Source organism: Micromonospora sp. NPDC000663, assembly GCF_042898105.1.
Classification (GTDB): Bacteria; Actinomycetota; Actinomycetes; order Mycobacteriales; family Micromonosporaceae; genus Micromonospora.
On sequence record NZ_JBIAYR010000004.1, the window covers coordinates 469,032 to 491,762 of the forward strand.

Genomic DNA, 22,731 nt, shown 5'->3' on the forward strand with positions numbered 1-22,731 from the left:
GCCGCATTCATTTCGGCGCGTCGCGATTCGGTGACGGGAAACCGCGAATCGGCGCCGAATCGCGGTCCAACCTCATTCGAGCAGGCCGGCCTGACCGGCCACGGCGGCCGCCTCCGCGCGGTTGGCCACTCGCAGCTTGCGCAGCAGCGCGGCGGTCATCCGTTTCACCGTCCGCTCCGACACGTGCAGTTCCTCGGCGATATCGACGGTGTGGCGGCCGGCGGCTATGGCGCACAGCAGCCGGCGTTCCTCGGCGTCCAGGTCGACGGGCGTGAAGCGCGACGGTCGCAGCAGGACGCGGAGCAGCTCCGCCGGCAGCACCGCCCAGCCGTCGAGGACGGCCAGCAGCGGGGGGAGCAGTTCCTCCGGCCCGCTGGTCTTGGGCAGATAGCCCTCGGCGCCGGCGCGCAGGGCCTCCAGCACCGGTGCCGGGTCGGTGGAACCGGACATCGCCACCACCCGTGTCTGGGGAGTGGTCCGCCGGATGGCCGCCACGGCCCGGATGCCACCGGGCGGTGGCAGGTGCAGGTCGACCAGGACGAGGTCCGGGAGGCAGCGGCTGACCAGACCCGCCGCGGTCGCCGCGTTGCCTGTCGAGCCGACGACCTCCGCGCGACCGTCGCTGGTCGTCGGCAGCAGCAGTTCCAGGCCGTGGACGAAAAGGGGGTGATCGTCCACGACCGCGATACGGAGTGTGGAACTGCCCGGCATGTCTGCGCCGTTCCCCGTTGGGCACGGATCATGCGGCCCGGCACCGAACGAGGTGGCTCGGGTGGATCTGCGAACGATAGGGCGTACCGGGCCTGTTGTCGCCGCGCATCCGGTGCCCTGACCCGGTGGGGACACAGGTTGGCCCGGTGGGGTCACCGAGGTGGGGATGCCTCGTCACCAGCAGTTCCGGTACGAGGAGGTTCAGATGTTCAGTCATGTCAAGGATCTGCAGTTCGAGGCGAAGCCGGACGGGCCGGATGCCGCGTTCGCCCGCCGGTTGCAGGAGGTTCTGGGCGGCAAGTGGGGTGAGATGACGGTGGCCAACCAGTACCTGTTCCAGGGGTGGAACTGCCGGCTGCCGGGCAAGTACAAGGATCTGCTGCTCGACGTGGGCACCGAGGAGGTGGGCCACGTCGAGATGATCGTCACCATGATCACCCGGTTGTTGGACAATGCGCCGCTGTCGTTGTCCGAGGGGGTTGCCGACAACCCGGGGGGCGCCGCTACCTACGCCGGGTCGAACCCGGCGCACTTCATCCACTCCGGTGGCGGGGCGTTGCCCGCCGACTCCAACGGGGTGCCGTGGAATGGCGCGTTCATCACCGCCAGCGGCAACCTGCTTGCCGACTTCCAGCTCAACGTCACCGCGGAGGCGCAGGGCCGGCTCCAGGTCGCCCGGTTGTTCAACATGACCGACGACCCGGGCGTCAAGCAGATGCTGCGCTTCCTGCTGGCCCGCGACACCATGCACCAGAACATGTGGCTGGCGGCGATCGAGCAGCTCAAGGAGGACGGGCTGGAGGACATGCCGGTGCCGGAGGCGTTCCCGGACTCCGGCGAGTTCACCGAGGAGTTCGGCTACACCTATCTGAGCTTCTCCGCGGGCAGCGACGCCAGCGAGGGACGCTGGGCGTCCGGGCCCACGCCGGACGGCAAGGGTGAGTTCCGGTACGGCGAAAGCCCGCGGGCGAACGCCCCCGAGCCGGTGCTGCCTCCGGGGGACCCGCGCCTGTACGGCACCAACCCAGGGATGGCCGGCTCGGTCGTGAACACGGTCAAGAACAAGCTCACCTGAGCTGTCCCGTCGGGTCGCCCGGCCGGTTCCGGGCGACCTGACGGGCTCCTTCGGGAGTGGTCTGGGTCACATCGCGGAACAAGGGGAACGCTTTGTTACTTGAGTGAGACACGCTCAACTCAACGCGATAGCAGGTGTTCGATGGCAACTCTTCCGGTACTTCCCCTGACCGACGCCGTGCTGCTGCCCGGCATGGTGATCCCGGTGACCCTCGACCCGACCACCCAGGCCGCGATCGACGCCGCACGGACGACCGACGACCGCAGGCTGCTGGCCGTGCCGCGCATCGACGGCGAGTACGGCCCCGTCGGCGTGGTCGCCACCATCGAGAAGGTCGGCCGGCTGCCCGACGGCGAGCCCGCCGCCGTGGTCCGTGGCCTGTCCCGGGCGCGGATCGGCTCCGGCGTGCCCGGCCCCGGCGCCGCACTCTGGGTCGAGGCGACCGAACTCGACGAACCCGCTCCCGCCGGCCGCGCCCGGGAACTCGCCCGCGAGTACCGCGCCCTGGTGACCTCCGTTCTCCAGCAGCGTGGCGCCTGGCAGGTCATCGACGCCGTCGAGCGGATGACCGACCTGTCCGAGCTGGCCGACTCGGCCGGCTACGCGCCCTGGCTGACCCTGGAGCAGAAGACCGAGCTGCTCGCCGCGCCGGACGTCACCGCCCGGCTGGAGCTGCTCGTCGGCTGGGTGAAGGACTACCTGGCCGAGCAGGAGGTCACCGAGCAGATCAACAGCGACGTCCGCGAAGGGCTGGAGAAGTCCCAGCGGGAGTTCCTGCTGCGCCAGCAGCTCGCCGCCATCCGCAAGGAGCTGGGCGAAGACGAGCCGGACGGCTCGGCCGACTACCGCAGCCGGGTGGAGAGCGCCGAGCTGCCGGAGAAGGTCCGCGAGGCCGCCCTGCGTGAGGTCGGCAAGCTGGAGCGGGCCAGTGACGCCTCCCCGGAGGCGGGCTGGATCCGTACCTGGCTCGACACGGTTCTCGAGATGCCGTGGGGTACGCGTACCCAGGACAACACCGACCTGGCCGCGGCCCGGGCGGTGCTCGACGCCGACCACGCCGGCCTGGCCGACGTGAAGGACCGCATCCTGGAGTACCTGGCCGTGCGCAACCGGCGGGCCGAGCGCAACCTCGGCGTGGTCGGCGGTCGCGGCTCCGGCGCGGTCCTCGCCCTCGCCGGCCCTCCCGGAGTGGGCAAGACCAGCCTCGGCGAGTCCGTCGCCCGGGCGCTCGGGCGCAACTTCGTCCGGGTGTCGCTCGGTGGCGTCCGCGACGAGGCGGAGATCCGCGGTCACCGGCGCACCTACGTGGGCGCGCTGCCCGGCCGGATCGTCCGCGCGCTGCGCGAGGCCGGCTCGATGAACCCGGTCGTGCTCCTCGACGAGGTGGACAAGCTGGCCGCCGGCTACGCCGGTGACCCGGCCGCCGCCCTGCTGGAGGTCCTCGACCCGGCGCAGAACCACACCTTCCGGGACCACTACCTGGAGGTCGACCTCGACCTGTCCGACGTGCTCTTCCTCGCCACCGCGAACGTGGTCGAGTCCATCCCCGGCCCGCTGCTGGACCGGATGGAGCTGGTCATGCTGGACGGGTACACCGAGGACGAGAAGGTCGCCATCGCCCGCGACCACCTGCTGCCCCGGCAGCGGGAGCGGGCCGGGCTGACCGCCGACGAGGTCGAGATCGCCGACGAGGCCCTCGCGCTGATCGCGGGGGAGTACACCCGGGAGGCCGGCGTACGGCAGCTCGAACGTGGCCTCGCCAAGATCCTGCGCAAGGTGGCGGTGACCCTGGCTACCGACCCGACCCCGGTACGCGTCGACACCGACAACCTCGCCGGCTACCTGGGGCGGCCGAAGTTCACCCCGGAGTCGGCCGAGCGCACCGCGGTGCCCGGAGTGGCAACCGGTCTCGCCGTCACGGGCGCCGGTGGGGACGTGCTCTTCATCGAGGCGACCAGCATGGAGGGCGAGCCGGGGCTGACCCTGACCGGCCAGCTCGGTGACGTGATGAAGGAGTCGGCGCACATCGCCCTGTCGTACCTGCGCTCCAACGGGCGGCGGTTCGGCATCGACCCGAACGTCCTGGCCGGGCGTCGGATCCACGTCCACTTCCCGGCGGGCGCGGTGCCCAAGGACGGCCCGAGCGCCGGCATCACGATGGTGACGGCCCTGGCCTCGCTTGTCACCGGCCGCCCGGTCCGACCGGAGTTCGGAATGACAGGCGAGGTGACGCTCTCCGGGCGGGTACTGCCGATCGGCGGGGTGAAGCAGAAGCTGCTCGCCGCGCACCGGGCAGGCCTCACCGAGGTGATCATCCCGGCGCGTAACGAGCCCGACCTGGACGACCTGCCGACCGAGGTGCGCGAGGCGCTGACCGTGCACACCCTGGCCGACGTGGCCGACGTGCTCGCCCTGGCGCTGCGCCCGGCCGACGTGGAGGCGCTCGACGGTCCGGCGCTCGCCGCCGCCTGACGCTCCGCACACGACGACCCCCGCCGTCTCCTCGACGGCGGGGGCCGTCGCTGTACGCGGGTGGGGGACTACTGTCCCGCTCGAACCCTCACCCCACCTCTCCGCCGCGAGGCGGTGCCCCCGGAGGAACCCCTGTGAACGTTGCGCTCTGGGTCGTCCAGATCCTGCTCGCCGCCATCTTCGCCGGCGCCGGCCTGGCCAAACTGACCCAGCCCAAGGAGAAGCTGCGCGACCCGATGCGATGGGTGGACCCCGTCCCGCCGTCGCAGGTCAAGGCGCTCGGCGCGGTCGAGGTGCTTGCCGCCGTCGGGCTGGTGCTGCCCCCGCTCACCGGCATCGCCACCGTGCTGACACCCCTCGCCGCGGTGGGCCTCGTCATCGTGATGATCGGCGGCATCCTGGTGCACCTGCGCGACATGAAGAAGCCCGACAACCAGGACCGGCGTCGGATGGAGATCCAGGGCGCCCTCACCTGTGCGGTGCTGCTCGTGCTCGCCGCGGTCGTCGCCTGGGGCCGGTTCGGCCCGTACGCCTTCTGATCCACGCCGCCGGCGACCGTCGTACCCCCGGCGGTCGCCGGCGGCGGGCTCAGCGCTCGCCGCCGCGGTCCCGACGGACAGTGGCCTTGCGGCCCTTGATCGTGCTGGAGCGCAACCCGGAGATCACCTCGTCGGCCACTCCCTGCGGCACCTCCACGAGTGAGAACCGGTCGGCGATCTCGATCGAGCCGATGTCCCGGCCCCGGATGCCCGTCTCCCCGGTGATGGCTCCCACGAGATCCTGCGGGCGCACCCCGGCCCGCCGGCCCAGGCCGACGAAGACCTGCACGGTGTTGCCGCCGCCCGGACGCGGCCGGCCCCCGCCGCGCCGGTCCCCGCCCCGACCGCCGGCCTCCGGCCGGCCCTCGCGCGGGCCGCGCACCGGCACCTGCGGTATCTCCTCCTCGTCGTCCGAACCGGGGGAGGTCACCTCGTGCGCCAGCTTCACCGCGGCGAGGGCGACCTCCATCAGATCGAACTCGTCGGTGAGCGTCTCCACGATCACCCGGAACGGGTCCAGGTCGTCCTCCAGCAGGCTCTCCCGCAGCGCCGCCTGGGTCAGCTCCAGCCGGCGGGTGCGCATGTCCGCCACAGTGGGGATCTTGTCGATGGTGATCCGCTGGCCGGTCACCCGCTCGATGGTCTTGAGCATCCGGTGCTCGCGCGGCTCGGCCAGGGTGATCGCCACACCCTCCCGGCCGGCCCGGCCCACCCGGCCGATCCGGTGCACGTACGACTCCGGCGCCGACGGCACGTCGTAGTTCACCACGTGGGTGAGCTGCTCGACGTCCAGGCCACGGGCCGCCACGTCGGTGGCCACCAGCAGGTCGGCGGTGCCCGCCCGCAGCCGGCCCATCACCCGGTCGCGCTGTTCCTGGCTCATCCCGCCGTGCAGCGCCTCGGAGCGGTAGCCCCGGCCGTTCATCGTCTCGGTCAGCCGGTCCACCTCCTCCCGGCTGCGGCAGAAGACGATGGCGGCGGTCGGCGACTCCACGTCCAGCACCCGGCCCAGCGCGGCCGGCTTGTGCGCCCGCGTCACGATGTACGCGCTCTGCCGCACCCGGGGCGCCTCACCGGCGACCGTCTGCTCCCGGCCGATCTCGATCCGGACCGGCTCGCGAAGGTGCTGGCGGGCCATCCCGTCGATCCGGGACGGCATGGTGGCCGAGAAGAGCACCGTCTGGCGCTGCGCCGGCGCGTGCTCCAGGATCGCCTCGATGTCCTCGGCGAAGCCCATGTCGAGCATCTCGTCCGCCTCGTCGAGCACCACCGTGGCGAGGCCGCCCAGGCGCAGGGTGCCCCTGGCGATGTGGTCCAGGGCCCGGCCCGGGGTGGCCACCACCACGTCCACCCCGCTGTCCAGCGCCCGCAGCTGCCGCCCGATCGGCTGTCCGCCGTAGATCGGCAGCACCCGCGCGCCCAGGTCCTTGCCGTAGCGGTGGAACGCCTCGGACACCTGCACGGCCAGCTCCCGCGTCGGCACCAGCACCAGCGCCACCGGGTCCCCGCCGTCGCGGTGCGCCACCATCCGGTGCAGCAGCGGCAGCGCGAACGCCGCCGTCTTGCCGGTGCCGGTGGCGGCCTGACCGAGCAGGTCGCGGCCGTCGAGCAGCGGTGGGATCGCCTCCCGCTGGATGGGGGTCGGCTCCTCGTAACCGAGGGCGGCCAGGGCGCCCAGCAGTTCGGCGCGCAGCCCGAGCTCCGTGAAGGCGTTCGCCTCGTCGGTGCCGTCGGGGGTGGTGTCGGTCGGTGCGTCGTGCTGTGCAGGTGCGGAACTCATGTGCCAAGCCTTTCATCACGCCGTCCGGCCCGCTGCGGCGACCGGCACAAGAGCGGCACCCGGGTCAGTCGCCGCTGCTCAGGATCGCCAGGATCATGACCGCGGCGAGAGCCGCGTCGAGCACTCCACACCACTCGGCGTAGCCGCGCGGCACCACCCGGCCGGTGCGGTGGTGCGCCAGGTCCCAGCCGGCGTGCGCCAGCCACCCGAACGCCACCAGCCAGGAGGCCGTCCGCCCCCCGACGGCGACCGCGACGAGCGTCAGGGCCACCCAGGCGGCCAGACCGACGAGCTGGGTGGCGAGCACGCCCGGCCCGCCCAGCGAGCGGCGGACCAGGCCGATCAGCAGGTAACCGCCGGGCAGCACCAGCATCGTCCACGGGCTGAGCACGAAGGGATCCACCCACATGTCCACGGTCATCAGCAGCGCCAGCCCAGTCGGCCAGCGGCGGGCCAACGCCACCACGGCCGGCCTCCGCCGGATCACCGACGGCGTCTCGTGCCGGTGCCGCACCGCCACCAGCACCATCGCCGGCACCATCAGCAGGTGACCGCCGAGCATCAGCACATCGCCGCCCAGCACACCCGCCCAGAACGGGACGAGCAGCAGCAGGAACGGCACGTACATCGCGGCGGCCATCTCGACGACGCCCCGCCAGTGGTGCGCCCGGTAGCGCATCCACACGGTCATCCCGACCGTCATGTTGGTGGCCATCACCAGCGCGGCCACGTCCGCGCGGCCCAACGCCCCGCCGAGCCCCAGCGGGCGCCCTACCGTCTCCCACAGCGGCCCGAGCAGCACCATTCCGGCGACCATCGCGAGCGCCATCTCGCCGAGATGCCACAGCAGCCGCCGCGCGCCGCCGGCAGGTGCCGCGTCGGGCGGTGCCGGCCGGTGGGTCGCCAGCGGCCCGGGCGACGGTACGACGGTGGCGGTGTTCGCGTACATCGGTGTCTTCTTCTCCATGCCGTCGACACTGCCGGCGTTCCGGCGCGGTCGGCAGGCTCGTCCGTCACCGGAATCCCGTGCGCGGCGCACGGTCCGACCGTGACAACTCGCACCTGTGGACCGTGCGCCCGGCGGCCCTAGGATCGACGCGTGGCGAGCGAGGCGGTGATTCCCCGGGCGGACCGCCGGATGCACCGGGCCCGGCAGGCGACGCTGCTGTCGCTGGCCACCGGTGTGTGGGCGACTGTGCTGCTGCCCGCCGTGGGACTGACCCGGGAGCCGGACACGTCCCGCGTCGCGTTCGGCGCGGTAGGCATCTGCGCCTTCGCGGCAGCCCAGACCGCCGTGCTGTACGCGGCCGTCACGCCGTGGCTCGCCCAGCGGTGGCGACGCCGCGCCCAGCTCGCTCTGGCCGCCGTGGCGGCGCTGACCGTGCCGTTGGCCGCCCCGGTGGCGGCCGGCGCCTGGCCGACCTGGGCGTGGATAGGCGCCGCCCTGGTCGGGATGGCTCCGCTGCTGTTCGGCCTCCCCGGCGCGGCGGCGGTGACCGCCGGCACCCTGCTCGTGTCGGCGGGCGTGGCCTGGTGGACCGGCGGTTCGGTCGTCCGCTACCTGGTCGTGACCGGCGGGGTTGGGGTCGCCGTGGCAGCCGTCAACTGGCTGCAGGTCTGGTTCTGGGGGCTGCTCGTGGAGGCCCGGCAGGGTCAGGCCGCCCAGGCTCAACTGGCCGCGGCGGAGGAGCGGCTGCGGTTCGCCCGCGACGTGCACGACGTGCTGGGGCACCACCTCACAGTCATCGCGTTGAAGGCCGAACTGGCCGCCCGGCTGGCGCCTGTGGACGCCGAGCGGTCCGGCCGGGAGGCCGCCGAGGTGCAGCGCCTCGCCGCCGCCGCGCTGGCCGAGGTCCGTGAGACCGTGCACGGCTATCGCGCGGTCGACCTCGGCGAGCAGTTGGCAGCCGTGGCCGAGGTGCTGCGGTCCTGCGGGGTGCGCTGCACGGTGCAGCCACCACCAGCGGAGGTGCCGCAGCCGGCGGCCAGCGAACTGGCTGCGGTGCTCCGCGAGGCGGGCACCAACGTGTTGCGGCACAGCCGGGCCGACTGGTGCCGGATCCGCGTCGACCGGGAGGAGAAGGTGGCCACCATGACTGTCGTCAACGACGGCGCCGACGACCGGGGTCCGGACGAACACAGCCACGGCCTGCGCGGCCTCGCCGACCGGCTCGCCGCGGTCGGGGGAGAGCTGCGGGTGCACCGCCAGGACGCGGTGTTCACCCTTGAGGTCACCGTGCCGGTGTCGTCGTGATCCGCGTCCTGCTCGCCGACGACGAGGACCTGATCCGGGTCGCGGTCGCCGCCCTGCTCGGCCTGGAGCCGGACCTCGACGTGGTGGCCCAGGCCGCCGACGGGCCCTCGGCGGTCACCGCGACGCTCGCCCACCGCCCGGACGTGGCAGTGGTGGATCTGGAGATGCCCGGCCTGGACGGCATCGCGGTGGCCGCCGAACTCACCCGCGTCCGTCCCGAGTGCGCGGTGGTCGTGCTCACCGGGCACGGCCGTCCGGGTCACCTGCGTCAAGCCCTGACCGCAGGCGCGCGCGGTTTCGTGCCCAAGGGCTCGCCGGGCGGCGCGCTGGCCGACGTGATCCGGCGGGTGCACGCCGGAGGCCGGTACGTCGACCCGTCGCTGGCCGCCGACGCGCTGACCCTGCCCGACTGCCCGTTGACGCCCCGGGAGTTGGAGACGTTGCGGCTGGCCGAGTTCGGCGCCCCGGTGGCGGTGATCGCCCGCCGGGTGCACCTGTCCACCGGCACCGTCCGCAACCACCTCTCCGCCGCCGTGCAGAAGCTCGGCGCGGCCGACCGGGCCGAGGCGGTGCGCACCGCCCAGGACAACGGCTGGCTCTGACCACCGGGCTAACGTGGGCGCGTGCGTACGGTGGAACTGGTCTGCTCGCCCGGGTTGGACGCCGCGGTCCGGGCGGTCTGGGCTCGGCTGGCGGCCGCCGGGCTGCCCAGCCTGGCCCGCAACACCCACCCGACCAACCGGCCGCACCTGACCCTCGCCGCCGTGGACGGGTTTCCGCCAGGCGCCGAGCACCGCCTGGCCGGGCTGTTCGACGCCGCGCTGCCGGTGCCCGTCACGCTGGAGCGGGTCGTCGTCCTCGACGGAAGCGCACCGCTGGTCTGGCTGGTGCGGCCGACGCCGGCGCTGACCGCGCTGCACGCCGCCGTCTGGGACGTTCTCGCCGACGCCGAGGGGCAGCGTCCGTGGCACGCCCCGGGGGCGTGGGTGCCACACCTGAGCCTGGCCCTGCGGTTCCGCGACGCGGACCTGCGGATGGCCCGTGCGGTCGCGGGTGGGCAGCGCCCGACGGGCGCGTTCGCCGCCGCGCGCAGCTACGACGGTACGGACCGGACGGTGACCCCGCTCGGATAGGTGCGGCCGCCGGGGTGTAACCCCCCGACGGCCGGCGAACCTGTGTCAGTCGCGAGGCTGTGGGATCTCCCGCCTGGTGAAGGAGACGTCCCCCGCCGTGGCGCTGCGGGTGGTGCTCGACGCGGCCGACTCGTCCATGTCGTAGAGCCGGACGGAACCGTTGGCGGTCCGGCTCACGAACCCGAGTCGGGTGCCGCCGGAGTTCTGGTAGACGAACGCCGTCGGATCCGTCGGGTAGGCCTCGTCCGGCACCGTCGCCGAAGCCCAGTTGCCCCAGGTGGCGGAGCCGGCGGCGGTCTGTCGCGAGTGGTGGATGGTGTCGCCTGTGGTCCGGGTGAACACCGAGACGCGGCCGGTGTTCGGACTCAACACCGCGGTCGGGGAGCCGACCGGGGTGATGCCGGTGTCGCCGACAGCGCTCCAGGTGCCGGGCCAGGTGCCGTCGGTGTCCTGCAACTGGCTCCGGATCGTTCCGTCGGCGTGCCGGGCGACCACCATGAGGCGGCGGCCGGGCAGGGTGATCACACTCGGCGTGTCCACGAAGCCCGCGTCACCCAGCCCGGCCCAGGCGGAGGTGAGCGCGCCCGCCTTGTACGTGGCGGCCTGGAGCGTGCCCGCCGCGTCGGCCAGCAGGACCGTGGCCGTACCCTCCACGCCCGGCATGACGACAGGCGTGCCGGTCAACCCGGTGCCACCGAGGGGCGTCCAGGGAAGAAGGTCTCCGGCGGTGCCGTCCTGCCGGCGGTGCCACAGGCCGCCCCCGGCGTCCAGGGCGAAGACCGCGCGGGTGTCGTCGGAGAGTCGGACGGCGGTCGGCTCCGAGCGCATCGCCCCGCCGAGGGCGAGCCACGGATTCCACTCCGGCATGGCAGGGGTCTTCTGGGTCAACGAACCCACGTTGCTTGTGGTCTCGTGGGCGACGATGGTGACCCGGTTCTGGGCGTCCGAGACCAGGGACGGCTTGCCCGTGTACGCGTCCGTGCCGGGCACCGCGGACCACTGGATCGAGGCCAACGCGTCCGGGTTGGCGCGTCCGTGCCGCAGCTGGCCGATGTTGTCGCTGTACGCGATCTCCAGGGTGCCCAGCGCGGTGCCGGCGGCCGGGGCCTGGGTGATCGCCAGGGGGGCGTTCTGCTGCACCGGGGTGGCCGGCAGCGCGGGACCGGTGATCGCCCCCTGACGGCAGGTGTTGGTGGTGGTGAAGACGTTCGGGAAGCCGGCCCAGCCGTTGCCGATCTGGTCGGCGGTCAGCGCCCAGGACATGTTGTCCTCGCGGTAGCGGTACTGGAACAGGTCGCCGTCGGTCTGGATGCCGAAGAGGGTGTCGCCGCCGGCGGAGAAGAGCCCCTTGGTGAAGGCCTGCCAGCCGCTCGAACCGACCTGACGGTCACGGCTGATCCACCGCTGGCTCGCCGGATCGAACCGGTGCCGGTAGAGCTTGCCGTCGGCCGCTCGGGCGTAGAGGGTGCCGGGGGCGCCGGCCACGATCAGGTTGTACCGGTCCCATCCGGTGTCGATGACACGCGCGTCGATGGTCCACGTCCGCGTCGACTCGTCGAACCGGTACCAACGGAGTTTGCCGAGGGCGTCAACGGCGTAGAAGTCGCCGATCTGGTCCACAGTGATCTTGTCGCGGAATGAGGCCGTCGCGTAGTTCGTGAAGCTCGTACTGATAATCCAGCTCTGCTTGCCGTCGACGGTTTCCCAGGCGGTGCCCGTCCACCGGTAACGGTTCAGTCCGGTCGAGTTGATGCCGTAGACCCGCCCGTCGGGTCCGCCCAGCAGTCGACCGAACGTCTGCCAGCCGGCGGGCCCGACGGTGCTGGCGGCGGTGAAGACGCCGCCGTCCCGGCCCGGGGTGCTGTACTGGCGACGGGCGAGCGTGCCGCCCGTGGTCGAGTTGAAGAACGCCGCCGATCCGGTGCAGCTGAAAGCGTCAGTCGCCGCCTGTGCGGGAGACGCCGGCAGCGGCGCCACAAGACCGGCACCGCCTATGAGAAGTGCGCCGGCGAATGCGAGAGTACGACGCCGAAAAGGCGCCGACGCTACTGATTCCTTGGCCAATCGGGACACTTTAATGTCATCCTCCCCCGAGAATTAGGAACCGACGTCTATCGACCTGTGAAAGCGGGGCTCCTGGGCGACATCCAAAGGTGCCAACCGCACGCGGAGCCCGTCTTTCCCGTCGGCCGGGCTCATCATGCACGACCTCAGGTCACCTGCCAAGCGCGGAGCGACCCCCGGTCCACGGTGGACTGCGGATTCCCTTCGACCAAGTAGCAAACGGACCTAAGCCATCAAAATCCCCATGATGTTGACGGAAAGTAATCGACCCTGGTCGAACCGCAGATGACGACATTCGCGGGGATCGCGGCTTGACAGCGGATTGGAGGTGCTGCAACCTACAGCGGCGTATCGACGAGTAGCAGCACACGGGGGTGTGAAGCTGTGACCGCTCACCTGGCGGCATTCTGCCGTGACGGGGCCATATCGAGTCTGCCAGCCGATCCGTTCCGACGTGATTTCGGCCCACCCGAGTCGCCTCTTCTCATCTCCTGACGTCCCCGTCGACCGACGGGTCGACGGCGCACCGCCGCGCGCCTGGAAATGGCGCCGGCGACAAGCACACGGATTCGTGCGACCCGCACAGGCCGCGCGGCACTCGCGTGTCTCCTCTCCGCTGTTCAGCCCGTCCTCGATTCAGGGGTGACCATGTCCTTCAGCATTCGGCGTCTGCCCGACCCGCGCGGCCGGCTGACCGATCTGCGTGGTCGGCTGCCCCGACGACGTACGGTGTTCGGCTCCGGCGCCACCCGGTCCGTCCTGGCGGCCGCCCTGGCCGGCGTGCTGATGCTCAACCTGGGCGGCAGCGGAGTGACCGCGCTGCCGGCCGGCGGTGGTGCGCGCGACCGCGACGGCGCGGCCTCCACCGGGCAGCGTGGCGGCGGCGACAAGCCGAACCAGGCGTGGGGTTCGGCGGCCGGTCGGTCACACGTGACGCCCGGCAGACCCAACCGGGACGTGCCGAAGTCGCAGCGCGGGCAGTACCCGTTGCACAAGCTGGCCGACAAGCCCGCCCCCGGGCGCAACAAGGCCTCGGTTGCCACCGCGCCCGTCGATGACACCCAGGGCTTCGACAGGCGGACCAGCCGGGAACGACCCGCCGAGCGTGACGCCAACCAGCGCGTCTACGACAACGCCGACGGCACCCAGACCACCGAGTTCTCCTCCGCCCCGGTCAACTACCGCAAGCCCGACGGCACCTGGGCGCCCATCGACCACGCCCTGGTGCCGGCCGCCGACGGGTGGGGGACCACCGCCGACTCGGTAGGCCTGCGCATCGCCTCGAACGGCGCCGCGAGCCAGGTGGCCCGGTTGAGCTTCGACGGCGACACCGAGTTCGGCTTCGGCCTGGCCGAGGCGGTCAACGCGCCGGGCCGGGTGGACGGCAACGCCGTCACCTTCCCCGGCGTACGCCCCGACGTCGACCTGCGCCTGGAGCCCCGCGCTGGCGGCGTGAAGGAGACCCTGGTTCTGCACTCGGCCAAGGCACCCACCTCGTACGTGTTCCCGCTGAACCTGCGCAACCTCACCGCGAAGCTGGTCGACGGTCAGGTCGTCCTCAGTGACCGGGACGGGCGTCAGCGTGGGGTCATTCCACCGGGTTACATGGTGGACGCCGGCTCGGGCGCGGCCGGTCCCGCCACCTCCACGAAGGTGGCGTACGAGCTGGTCACCACGAGTGGGCAGACGGCGCTGAAGGTCACTCCCGATCGGGCCTGGCTGACCGACCCGGCCCGGCGCTACCCGGTCGAGGTCGACCCCACCGTCGGCCCACCGGTGGACGCGGTCAACGCCGACAGCAGCATGTACGTGCACGGGAGCAGCTCCGCCTCGGGTGGAAGCGAGCTGCTGGTCGGCCGCTCCGGTGGCTCCAACGCGGCGGCGTATCTCAAGTTCGGCAACCTCGTCAGCCGGCTCCAGAACCACACCATCCACGGCGCGGCGCTCTCCGCTGTCAACTTCGACGCGGCTTCCTGCAAGGCGCGTGCGGTCACCGTCCACCCGGTCACCGAGTCGTGGTCGGCCGGCACCGGCTACTCCTACCCGGGTCCGTCGGTGGGTGGCGCGCTGGTCAGCCGCTCGTTCGCGCACGGGTACGTCGGCCTCGGCCAGTCGCAGTCGGCGTGCCCGGCGGCGGGGGAGATGTTCGACCTGGGCGCTGCCGGCCGCAACCTCGTGCAGCGCTGGGTCAACGGCGAGCAGGCCAACAACGGTCTCTCGCTGCGCGCGTCGACCACCGACACCACCGCCTGGAAGAAGTTCGCCGGCACCGGCACCGCCAACCCGCCGGCGCTCTACATCACGCACAGCCCGTACAACGCCGGGTACGCGATCCCGAAGCCCACACCCGAGCCGCCCGTCCTGCGTAACCAGGACGGCAAGGTGAAGGTGACAGTCACCAACCGTGGTGCCGAGGCGTGGACGCCTGCCAACTACTACCTCGCCTACCGGGTCTACAACGCCCAGACTGGCGCCGCGGTGACCCAGCAGCGTGCCGCGAACCTCCCCGCCACCCTGGCCCGTGGTGCGAAGGTCACGCTCGACGCGACAATCAAGCGGCTGGAGCCCGGCAACTACTTCCTCGACTTCACGATGGTGCGTACCGGCGGCGCGGTCTTCACCGACCATCAGGTGCCACCCGGGCGGATCGTGCTGCAGGTCTTCGACGTTCCGCCTGTGGTGCAGGAGCTCTACCCGGACAACGGCTATCAGGCGCCGACGCTCACCCCGCTGCTCTGGGCCCGGGCCGTGGACACCGACGCCGCACCCGGCGCGACCCTGTCGTTCAAGTTCGAGATCTGTGACCGCACCGACGCCGGGGCGGCGACCAACTGCACCAACTCCGGGTACCAGGCCAAACAGTCCTGGGTGGTGCCCGCGGGTCGGATGTTCTGGGGCAAGAGCTACCTGTGGCGCTCCTACGTCAAGGACAGCGCCAACGAGGTCATCTCCCCGTACTCGACGATGCTCAGCTCGGTGCCGCAACCGGACCTGCTGTCCCGGATCGCCACGTCACCCGGCGCCGAACAGGGCCGCGAGTTCGACGCTCAGACCGGCAACTTCGCCACCTCGGCGGTGGACGCCACGGTGGTGACCGTCGGACCGGAGTTGAACCTGGTCCGCACCTACAACAGCCTCGACCCCCGCACGTCCGGGGTCTTCGGCGCCGGCTGGTCCAGCAGGTACGACATGACGCTGGTACCCGACAACGACGGCACCGGCAACGTGGTGGTCCGCTACCCGGACGGTCAGGAGGTGCGGTTCGGCAAGAACCCGGACGGCACGTACGCCCCGCCGCCGGGCCGGGTCGCGAAGCTGACAGTGGACAGCAGCAACTGGAAGCTGGTCGACCGCACCGGCAGCACCTACCAGTTCTCCCTGCTCAACAAGCTCCAGAAGATCACCGACAACTCGGGGCACTCGGTCAACCTGACCCTCGACCCGATGACCGGAAAGCTCGCCCGCGCCCAGGTCTCCAACAGCCAGACCAACACCGCCGGCAGGTCGCTGACCTTCACCTGGAACGGCAACCACATCGCCACGGTCAGCACCGACCCGGTCAACGGCGCGAAGCTGACCTGGAACTACACCTACAACGGTGACCTGCTGACGAAGGTCTGCGGCCCGGAGTCCGCCTGCACCAACTACACCTACGCGGCCGGTTCGCACTACCGCACCGCCGTTCTCGACGCCAAGCCCGACTCGTACTACCACCTCGGCGAGGCCGAGGGCACCGGCGCGGCCAGCGACGTGGCTATCAACCTGGGCAAGGACGCCGGCACCTACCGCAACAACGTCACGCTGGGCCAGCCCGGCGTGCTCGAGGGCACCAACGGCACGGCCGCCGGCTTCAACGGCACCTCGGCTTACCTGGAACTGCCCAAGGGCCTGATCAAGAAGAGCCGCGACGTCTCCGTCGAGCTGTGGTTCAAGATCGGCCTGACCCAGACCGGCGGCCCGCTCATCGGCTACCAGGACAAGGCCGTCGGCACCGCCGCCACCAGCGGCGTACCAGTGCTCTACACCGGGACCGACGGCAAGCTGCGCGGCCAGTTCGCCGCCGGCACGATCGCGCCGATCACGTCGGGCATCACGGTCAACGACAACAAGTGGCACCACGTGGTGCTGTCCGCGATGGCCAACACCCAGACCATGTACCTCGACGGGGTCAAGGTCGGTGACCTGACCGGGCAGCCGATCGAACACTCGCTGCTGACCTTCAACCAGGTCGGCCTCGCCTCGGCGACCACGCCCACGTCCTGGCCGGGCTGGGGCACCACCGCCCAGCGCTACTTCGCCGGCACGATCGACGAGGTAGCCGTCTACTCCCACCCGATCGGCCCGGACGCCGCCAAGGCCCACTTCCAGTACGCCAAGCCTGCCGCCCAGCAGCTGACCAAGGTCACCCTGCCCAGCGGCCGGGTCGCCACGGAGGTCGAGTACGACACGGCCACCGACCGGGTCAAGGAGTACATCGACGACAACGGCGGCACCTGGAAGGTGGGCCAGCCCACCGTCTACGGCGGTGACACCGACCTGCGGCGCAGCGTCCAGGTCCTCGACCCGGCCAACCGCCCCTACCTGTACGAGTACGACGCGCTCGCCGGTCGTCTGCTGCGCTCCGGCACCCCGCTCGGCTTGGAGATCCGGGAGGAGGACCGGCCCGGGCAAACCAGTCCGACACCGACGCCACCGCCGACGGAGGTCTGCACGCAGCCCGACCCGAACGATCCCGCCTTCTGCACAGTGATCCCCGGCGACGCCGGCGGGCCGATCTTCGTGCGGCACCCGTTGGACGGCATGGCCATCCGCTCGTTCTCCTACAACGAGGACGGCCAGCAGAGCAAGGTCACCAACGAGAACGGTGACACGGTCGAGATGACGTACGACAGCAAGGGTCGTCTCGCCACCCGCAAGAGCTGCCGTACGCCCACCCAGTGCTTCACGAACTACTACACCTACTCGACCACCATCACGGACCAGTTCGACCCCCGGGTCGATCTGGCCGTCGAGCAGCGCGACGGCCGCTCCAGCGGCCCGACCGACAACACCTACCGGACCACGTTCTCGTACCACCGCACCGGTCAGCTGCTCAGCCAGTTCAACCCGGACGGCAGCACGGTCAGCCACACCTACACCACCGGCGCGGGACCCGGGGTCAACGGCATCCCCCCGTCCGGGCTGCTGGACAGCAGCACCGACGCGCGCTCCAAGGTCACCAGGTACACGTACTACGGCAACGGTGACCTGGCCAGGGTGACCGAGCCGTCCGGGCTCGTGACGGAGTACACGTACGACGCGCTCGGCCGGCGGATCACCGAGAAGGTCATCTCCGACACCTACCCCGCGGGTGTCACCACCACGATCACCTACGACGGGCACTCGCGGGTGGCAACCGTCACCGGCCCGGTCACCACCGACGCCGTCACCGGCAAGCAGCACCAGAGCCGCACCGTCAACGAGTATGACGCCGACGGCAACCCCACCAAGGTCACCGTCTCCGACCTGCTCGGTGGTGACCCCGAGCGGGTCACCAGCACCGAGTACGACGACGAGGGCCGGCCGGTCCGCGTGGTCGACCCCGAGGGCAACGAGACCAGCTACGGGTACGACCGGTTCGGCAACAAGACGACGATGACCGACGCCAACGGCAACCGCTACGACTGGGCGTACACCGCGCAGAACAAGGTGGCCGAGGTGCGGCTACGCGACTGGCGCAGCGACCCGGCGGGTACCCCCGGCACCGGTACGGGCGACTACCTCGTCCTGCACTCCTACTCGTACGACTTCGCCGGACGGTTGGCCAGCGACACCGACGCCATGGGCCGGCGACTGGAGTACGAGTACTACCGCGACGACCTGCTGAAAAAGATCACCCTGAAGGACTTCCGCAACCCCGACGGCAGCAAGCGCGACTACGTCGTGGAGGAGAACACCTACGACGGCGCGGGCAACGTGACCCGCAAGGTCGCCGCCAACGGCACCCAGGTCACCGACCACACGCCGGACAAGACCGGCAAGGTGAAGAGCACGGTGCTGGACCCGACCGGGGTGCGTCGGACGAACAGCTTCACCTACGACCTCAACGGCAATGTCACCCAGACCGTCCGGACCGGTAACCCGTCGAACCTGAATTGGGAGGTGCTGGCCACCTCCGAGGTCGTCGACTACACCTACGACGACGCCGGCAACGTGAAAACCGAGAAGATCACCGCCGGCAGCGAGACCAGGGTGACCAGCTACACGTACGACCAGCGCGGTCTGCGCACCTCGGTCACCGACCCGCGTGGCAACGTCGCGGGAGCGGACAAGGCCGCGTTCACCAGCACCTTCCGCTACGACGAGCTCGGCCGCCAGATCGGGCAGAGCGGCCCCACCGTCCTCGCCGAGAGCGGCGGCAACCCGGCCGTGCCCACCAACCCGGCCAGCTCGGTCGGCTACAACACCTTCGGTGAGCAGGTCGCGGTCAAGGACCCGCTCGGGCGGGTCTCCACATCGGAGTACGACAAGCTCGGCCGCGTGGTGCGCAGCCTCGCGCCGACGTACCAGGCGCCGGGCGTGACCCAGCCGGTCACCCCGGAGCACAAGCGCCGTTACGACGCCCTGGGCAACGTGGTCGAGGAGACCGATCCGGCGGGCACCACCAGCTACACGTACGACCAGCTCAACCGCCTGACGGTGCGGGACGAGCCGTCGAAGACCAACGACGACCGGGCGCTGACCCGCTACACCTACACCCGTACCGGTGAGGTCCTGTCCGTCACCGGCCCGACCGGCGCCCGCGTCGAGTCGACATACGACGACCTCGACCGGCAGGTCACCCAGACCGTCGTCGAGCGGCGACCGACCACCCGCAACCTGGTCAGCAAGCTCGCCTACGACGACGCGGGCAACCTGACCTCGACGGTGTCCCCGTCCGGGGCGACAACCGTCAACACCTTCAACGGGGCCGGCGACATCACCCGCAGCACCGCGCCGACCGGCGAGGCCATGATCTTCGGGTACGACTTCGCCGGCCGCCAGGTCCGCGTCTCCGACGGCCTCGGGCGCACCACCCGCGTCGGGTACGACCAGTTCGGCAACCGGGTCGCCACCCTCAACCTCAAGGCCGACGGCACGGTCCTGCGCACCCAGACCTACGGGTACGACGTGGCCGGCAACATGACCTCGTCGAAGGACCCCTACAACACCGTCACCACGTACGAGTTCGACGCGGCTGACCAGCTCGTCAAGCAGGTCGAGCCGACCGACGGCGACCCGATCACCACCACGTTCGGGTACGACGCCGCCGGCAACCGGACCCGCTACACCGACGGTCGCAACAACTCCACGATCTACACGTACAACTCCCTTGGTCTGCCGGAGTCGGCGATCGAGCCGGCCACGGCGAGCCACCCGGCTGCCGCGGACCGGACCTGGACCGTCGCGTACGACGCCGACGGCAACGCCGTTCGGCTCAGCGCCCCCGGCGGGGTGAGCCGCACACGTACCTACGACGCGGCCGGTCGACTGACAGTGGAGACCGGTTCCGGAGGTGACACCCCGACGGCGACCCGGACCCTTGACTACGACCAGGACGGCCGGTTGACAAGCGTCAACGCCCCCAATGGCAGCAACACCTACAGCTGGAACGACAGGGGTGGGCTGCTGTCCACCGCCGGCCCGTCCGGCACGGCGAGCTTCGCTTACAACGACGACGGCCAGGTGACCAGCCGCACGGACCTGACCGGCACGGCCAGCTTCGGCTACGTCAAGGGCCGCCTCGACACGCTCACCGACAGCATCACCGGCCAGCAGCAGAAGCTGGACTACGACGCCGCAGGCGACGTCAAGACCGTCGACTACGGCGCCGGCCGCGTGCGCACCTTCGGGTACGACGACTACGGGCGGGTCGCCAGCGACGTGCTGCGCAACGCCGGCGGCCAGACGGTCGCCTCGGTCACCTACGGCTTCGACCTCAACGGCCACCTGACCAGCAAGAACACCACAGGCACCGCCGGTGCCGGCACCAACACGTACGACTACGACAAGGCCGGCCGGCTGATCTCCTGGACCAGTCCGGCGGGGACCGTCACGTACGCCTGGGACGCCAGCGGCAACCGGGTCCGGGCCGGATCCAAGACGGCCACCTTCGACGAGCGCAACCGGCTGCTCTCCGACGGCGACTACACCTACGCGTACACCCCGCGGGGCACCCTGCGTACCCGGACCAGCTCCGGCCTGGCCGAGCAGTTCTCCTTCGACGCCTTCGACCGGCTCACCGGGGCGCAGGACCAGACCTACACGTACGACGGCCTGGACCGGGTCGCCTCGCGGACGGGGAACTCGTTCGTCTACGCCGGCCTGGGCGACGAGGTCGTGCACGACGGCGTCGAGTACTACGGCCGCGGCCCGAACGACGAGCTGCTCGCTACCGCCCACGGCGCCGACAAGCGGCTGTCGCTTACCGACGCGCACGGTGACGTGGTGGCGGCCATCAACCCCGCCGACACGCAACTGTCCACCCTGAACGACTCCACCGCGTACGACCCGTTCGGCAAGAAGGTGAGCAGCACCGGCAGCACCGGCCGGCTGGGCTTCCAGGGGGACTGGACCGACCCGGACACCGGGCAGGTCGACATGGGCGCCCGCTGGTACCAGCCCGGCACCGGCACGTTCACCTCGCGGGACAGCGTCAACTACACCTCCGGCGACTCGATCCTGGCCAACCGCTACACGTACGGCGCCGGCGCCCCGCTGGACTTCGACGACCCGGACGGCCACTGGCCGCGCTGGATGAAGCGCGCGGCGAGCGTGGTCAGCAATACCGTCTCCAACGTCGTGAGCACGGCGAGCAGCTACGCGTCGACGGCGTGGAACTACACCAAGAGTTTCGCCTCGACGGCGTGGAACTACACCAAATCCGCCATCAAGGCCGTCGGTAGCGCCATCTCCACCGGCGCTAGGTGGCTGGCCGACAAGGCCGTGAGCGCGGTCAAGACTGTCGGCAACGTGCTCCGCAGTGGCTACAACCAATTGGCCCGCGCCGCCGACTGGGCGAAACAGCAGGCCAAGGTTGTCGCTCAACAGATCCACAGAGCCAAGGTCGCGGTGACAGCCGCCGCGAAGGGCGCCATCAAGAAGGCCGTCCAGTTCACCAAGCTGCCAGTGATCCAGGCGCTCACCAAGCCGCTTCTAGCGCTCGGCAAGGTGGTCTCCACCGGATTCAAGATGGCCGCGAGCGTCGTCGCGGTCACCACTATGGCCATCCAGGACCCGCAGAAGTTCAAACAGAACCTCTGGTTGGCGGCCGCCCAGAGGTTGGCGCCTCTCGTCGAGGGCGCCGAGAAGATGTGGGACAAGGCGACCCAATTCGTCGAGGACCACGCCGCCGAGATCGCCGGCTTCGCCGTCGGAGCCGTCGTCGGCCTGGGCTGCGGCGCGGCGATCGGCTGGACCGGCGTCGGAGCGGTGGCTTGCGGGGCGCTCGCCGGCGCGGTCGGCTCCGCGGTCACCGGCTACATGGACGGCAAGCGCGGCTGGGACCTCGCCGGCGCGACCGCGATGGGTGGTCTGACCGGTGCCCTCGGCGGTGCACTCGGCTCCATCGGCGGCCAGGCGCTGGGTGCGGGCATCCGGGGTCTCGGCGGAGGGCTTCGCTCGGCCGGTAGCAAGGCGCTGAACGCGGGCATGGGCGAGGCCCGCAGCATTGGTCGTGGCCTGCTCGGCAAGTGCCCCACCATGAACAGCTTCACCGGCGAGACCCGGGTGCTGATGGCGGACGGCACCTCCAAGCGAATCGACCAGGTGCAGGTCGGCGAGAAGGTGCTCGCAACGGACCCCACGACCGGGCGTACCGAGGAACGCGCGGTTACCGCACTCATCCTTGGTGCAGGCAATAAGGACCTCGTCGAGATCACCGTCGACACTGACGGCACGAAGAGTGACCGGACGGAGAACCTGACCGCTACGGCCGGCCACCCGTTCTGGGTGGCTGACCAGAAGCGTTGGGTCGAGGCGAAAGATCTGGCGAGCGGTTACGTCTTCGAGACGGCGGATCATCGGCCAGCGTCCGTCATTGCTACTCGGAAGTGGACGGAGTATCGCCAGGTCCACAACCTGACCGTCGATGCGCTCCACACGTACTATGTGGTGGCCGGCGACAGGCCGGTGCTTGCGCACAACTGCGGTGGGGCGGTCGCCGGGCACTCAACAAAGTGCACCTGCGCTGCTGGTGGTGCGCCGCGAATTCCGAAGAATTTGTTTGGAAGAAAGGGTAAGCCTTCCACCAGGGCGCAGCTCGATGATCTAAGGGATGAAATTCTCGACGCGAATCAAGGCTGGCAGCACACTGCAGGTGGCTCCCGTCCGGAGGAGGCGGTTTTTGGCCCCAACGGTGAAGCTCGATTCCCTGACCTCACATTCGTGCATGTTGAAAGCGGCTCTCCGATCTACGTGCAAACAGTCGATACCTATCGGAATGGTGCTCCTGATATTCGCGAACTCGAAAATGCCCTTGATATCGCTCGCTGGGGGAATGGTCCGGTGATTACGTACCCCAAGCGCAGATGATTGCCCTTTGGAGTTGATGTGCCGGCACGAAGGCAGCAGATCTCGTTTTTCCTAACGCCTGACGATGAAGCGAGCGTGGCCTCTGAAGTTAGTCGCACAATGCCTGAAGTTAGATTCGTGGACGAGTGGCGATGGGAAGACCCGTTGCGCCC

General features: G+C 70.6%; 11 protein-coding genes. 7 read left to right on the forward strand and 4 right to left on the reverse strand.

The features are described 5' to 3' along the window. Positions 1 to 72: 72 nt before the first annotated feature. Positions 73 to 678 carry a response regulator gene (locus ACFY1S_RS17670; RefSeq protein ID WP_387118845.1) on the reverse strand — a complete coding sequence of 202 codons (606 nt, stop codon included), beginning with the start codon at positions 676 to 678 and terminating at the stop codon, positions 73 to 75. Positions 679 to 916: 238 nt separating this feature from the next. On the opposite strand from ACFY1S_RS17670, the gene ACFY1S_RS17675 reads away from it, so the two are divergent. The 3 genes from ACFY1S_RS17675 (at position 917) to ACFY1S_RS17685 (ending at position 4,797) form a co-directional block, all read left to right on the forward strand. Further along, entirely contained in the window at positions 917 to 1,786 is an 870-nt protein-coding gene (locus ACFY1S_RS17675) for a manganese catalase family protein (protein WP_387118848.1), read from the forward strand. A gap of 141 nt (positions 1,787 to 1,927) precedes the next feature. After that, a complete protein-coding gene (lon, locus tag ACFY1S_RS17680; protein ID WP_387118851.1) occupies positions 1,928 to 4,258 on the forward strand; it encodes an endopeptidase La in 2,331 nt (776 codons plus the stop codon). 134 nt (positions 4,259 to 4,392) lie between these two features. Further along, positions 4,393 to 4,797 (forward strand): DoxX family protein, encoded by a 405-nt coding sequence (locus ACFY1S_RS17685; RefSeq protein ID WP_387118854.1) that lies wholly within the window; start codon positions 4,393 to 4,395, stop codon positions 4,795 to 4,797. Positions 4,798 to 4,846: 49 nt separating this feature from the next. On the opposite strand, the gene ACFY1S_RS17690 is transcribed toward ACFY1S_RS17685, so the two are convergent. Together ACFY1S_RS17690 and ACFY1S_RS17695 are read right to left on the reverse strand one after the other, a co-directional pair. Then, positions 4,847 to 6,577: a DEAD/DEAH box helicase gene (locus ACFY1S_RS17690; RefSeq protein ID WP_387118857.1), complete on the reverse strand. Its 1,731-nt coding sequence runs from the start codon at positions 6,575 to 6,577 to the stop codon at positions 4,847 to 4,849. A gap of 64 nt (positions 6,578 to 6,641) precedes the next feature. Next, positions 6,642 to 7,544 (reverse strand): hypothetical protein, encoded by a 903-nt coding sequence (locus ACFY1S_RS17695; protein ID WP_387118860.1) that lies wholly within the window; start codon positions 7,542 to 7,544, stop codon positions 6,642 to 6,644. A gap of 132 nt (positions 7,545 to 7,676) precedes the next feature. Between ACFY1S_RS17695 and ACFY1S_RS17700 the strand changes: the two genes are divergently transcribed. From ACFY1S_RS17700 to ACFY1S_RS17710, 3 genes are read left to right on the forward strand one after another with little or no spacing between them, the layout of a single operon-like run. Beyond that, complete coding sequence (locus ACFY1S_RS17700; protein WP_387118863.1) at positions 7,677 to 8,831, forward strand: sensor histidine kinase; 1,155 nt, start codon at positions 7,677 to 7,679, stop codon at positions 8,829 to 8,831. Beyond that, positions 8,828 to 9,433, forward strand: a complete 606-nt coding sequence (locus tag ACFY1S_RS17705; RefSeq protein ID WP_387118866.1) for a DNA-binding response regulator — start codon at positions 8,828 to 8,830, stop codon at positions 9,431 to 9,433. The genes ACFY1S_RS17700 and ACFY1S_RS17705 overlap by 4 nt, the downstream gene beginning before the upstream one ends. A 21-nt stretch (positions 9,434 to 9,454) precedes the next feature. Beyond that, on the forward strand, positions 9,455 to 9,964 hold the full coding sequence (locus tag ACFY1S_RS17710; protein WP_387118869.1) for a 2'-5' RNA ligase family protein: 510 nt from the start codon (positions 9,455 to 9,457) through the stop codon (positions 9,962 to 9,964). Positions 9,965 to 10,009: 45 nt separating this feature from the next. Here ACFY1S_RS17710 and ACFY1S_RS17715 read toward each other — a convergent pair whose 3' ends face one another. Continuing rightward, positions 10,010 to 11,941, reverse strand: coding sequence for a tachylectin-related carbohydrate-binding protein (locus ACFY1S_RS17715; protein WP_387118872.1), 1,932 nt, complete (start codon positions 11,939 to 11,941; stop codon positions 10,010 to 10,012). Positions 11,942 to 12,676: 735 nt separating this feature from the next. Between ACFY1S_RS17715 and ACFY1S_RS17720 the strand changes: the two genes are divergently transcribed. Then, on the forward strand, positions 12,677 to 22,579 hold the full coding sequence (locus ACFY1S_RS17720) for a LamG-like jellyroll fold domain-containing protein (RefSeq protein ID WP_387118875.1): 9,903 nt from the start codon (positions 12,677 to 12,679) through the stop codon (positions 22,577 to 22,579). Positions 22,580 to 22,731: the final 152 nt, after the last annotated feature.

Bases quoted from the DNA above. Each gene is read 5' to 3' on its own strand.
- ACFY1S_RS17675 (WP_387118848.1), top strand. From the start codon at position 917: ATGTTCAGTCATGTCAAGGATCTGCAGTTCGAGGCGAAGCCGGACGGG.
- lon (WP_387118851.1), top strand. From the start codon at position 1,928: ATGGCAACTCTTCCGGTACTTCCCCTGACCGACGCCGTGCTGCTGCCC.
- ACFY1S_RS17690 (WP_387118857.1), bottom strand. From the start codon at position 6,577: ATGAGTTCCGCACCTGCACAGCACGACGCACCGACCGACACCACCCCC.
- ACFY1S_RS17695 (WP_387118860.1), bottom strand. From the start codon at position 7,544: ATGGAGAAGAAGACACCGATGTACGCGAACACCGCCACCGTCGTACCG.
- ACFY1S_RS17720 (WP_387118875.1), top strand. From the start codon at position 12,677: ATGTCCTTCAGCATTCGGCGTCTGCCCGACCCGCGCGGCCGGCTGACC.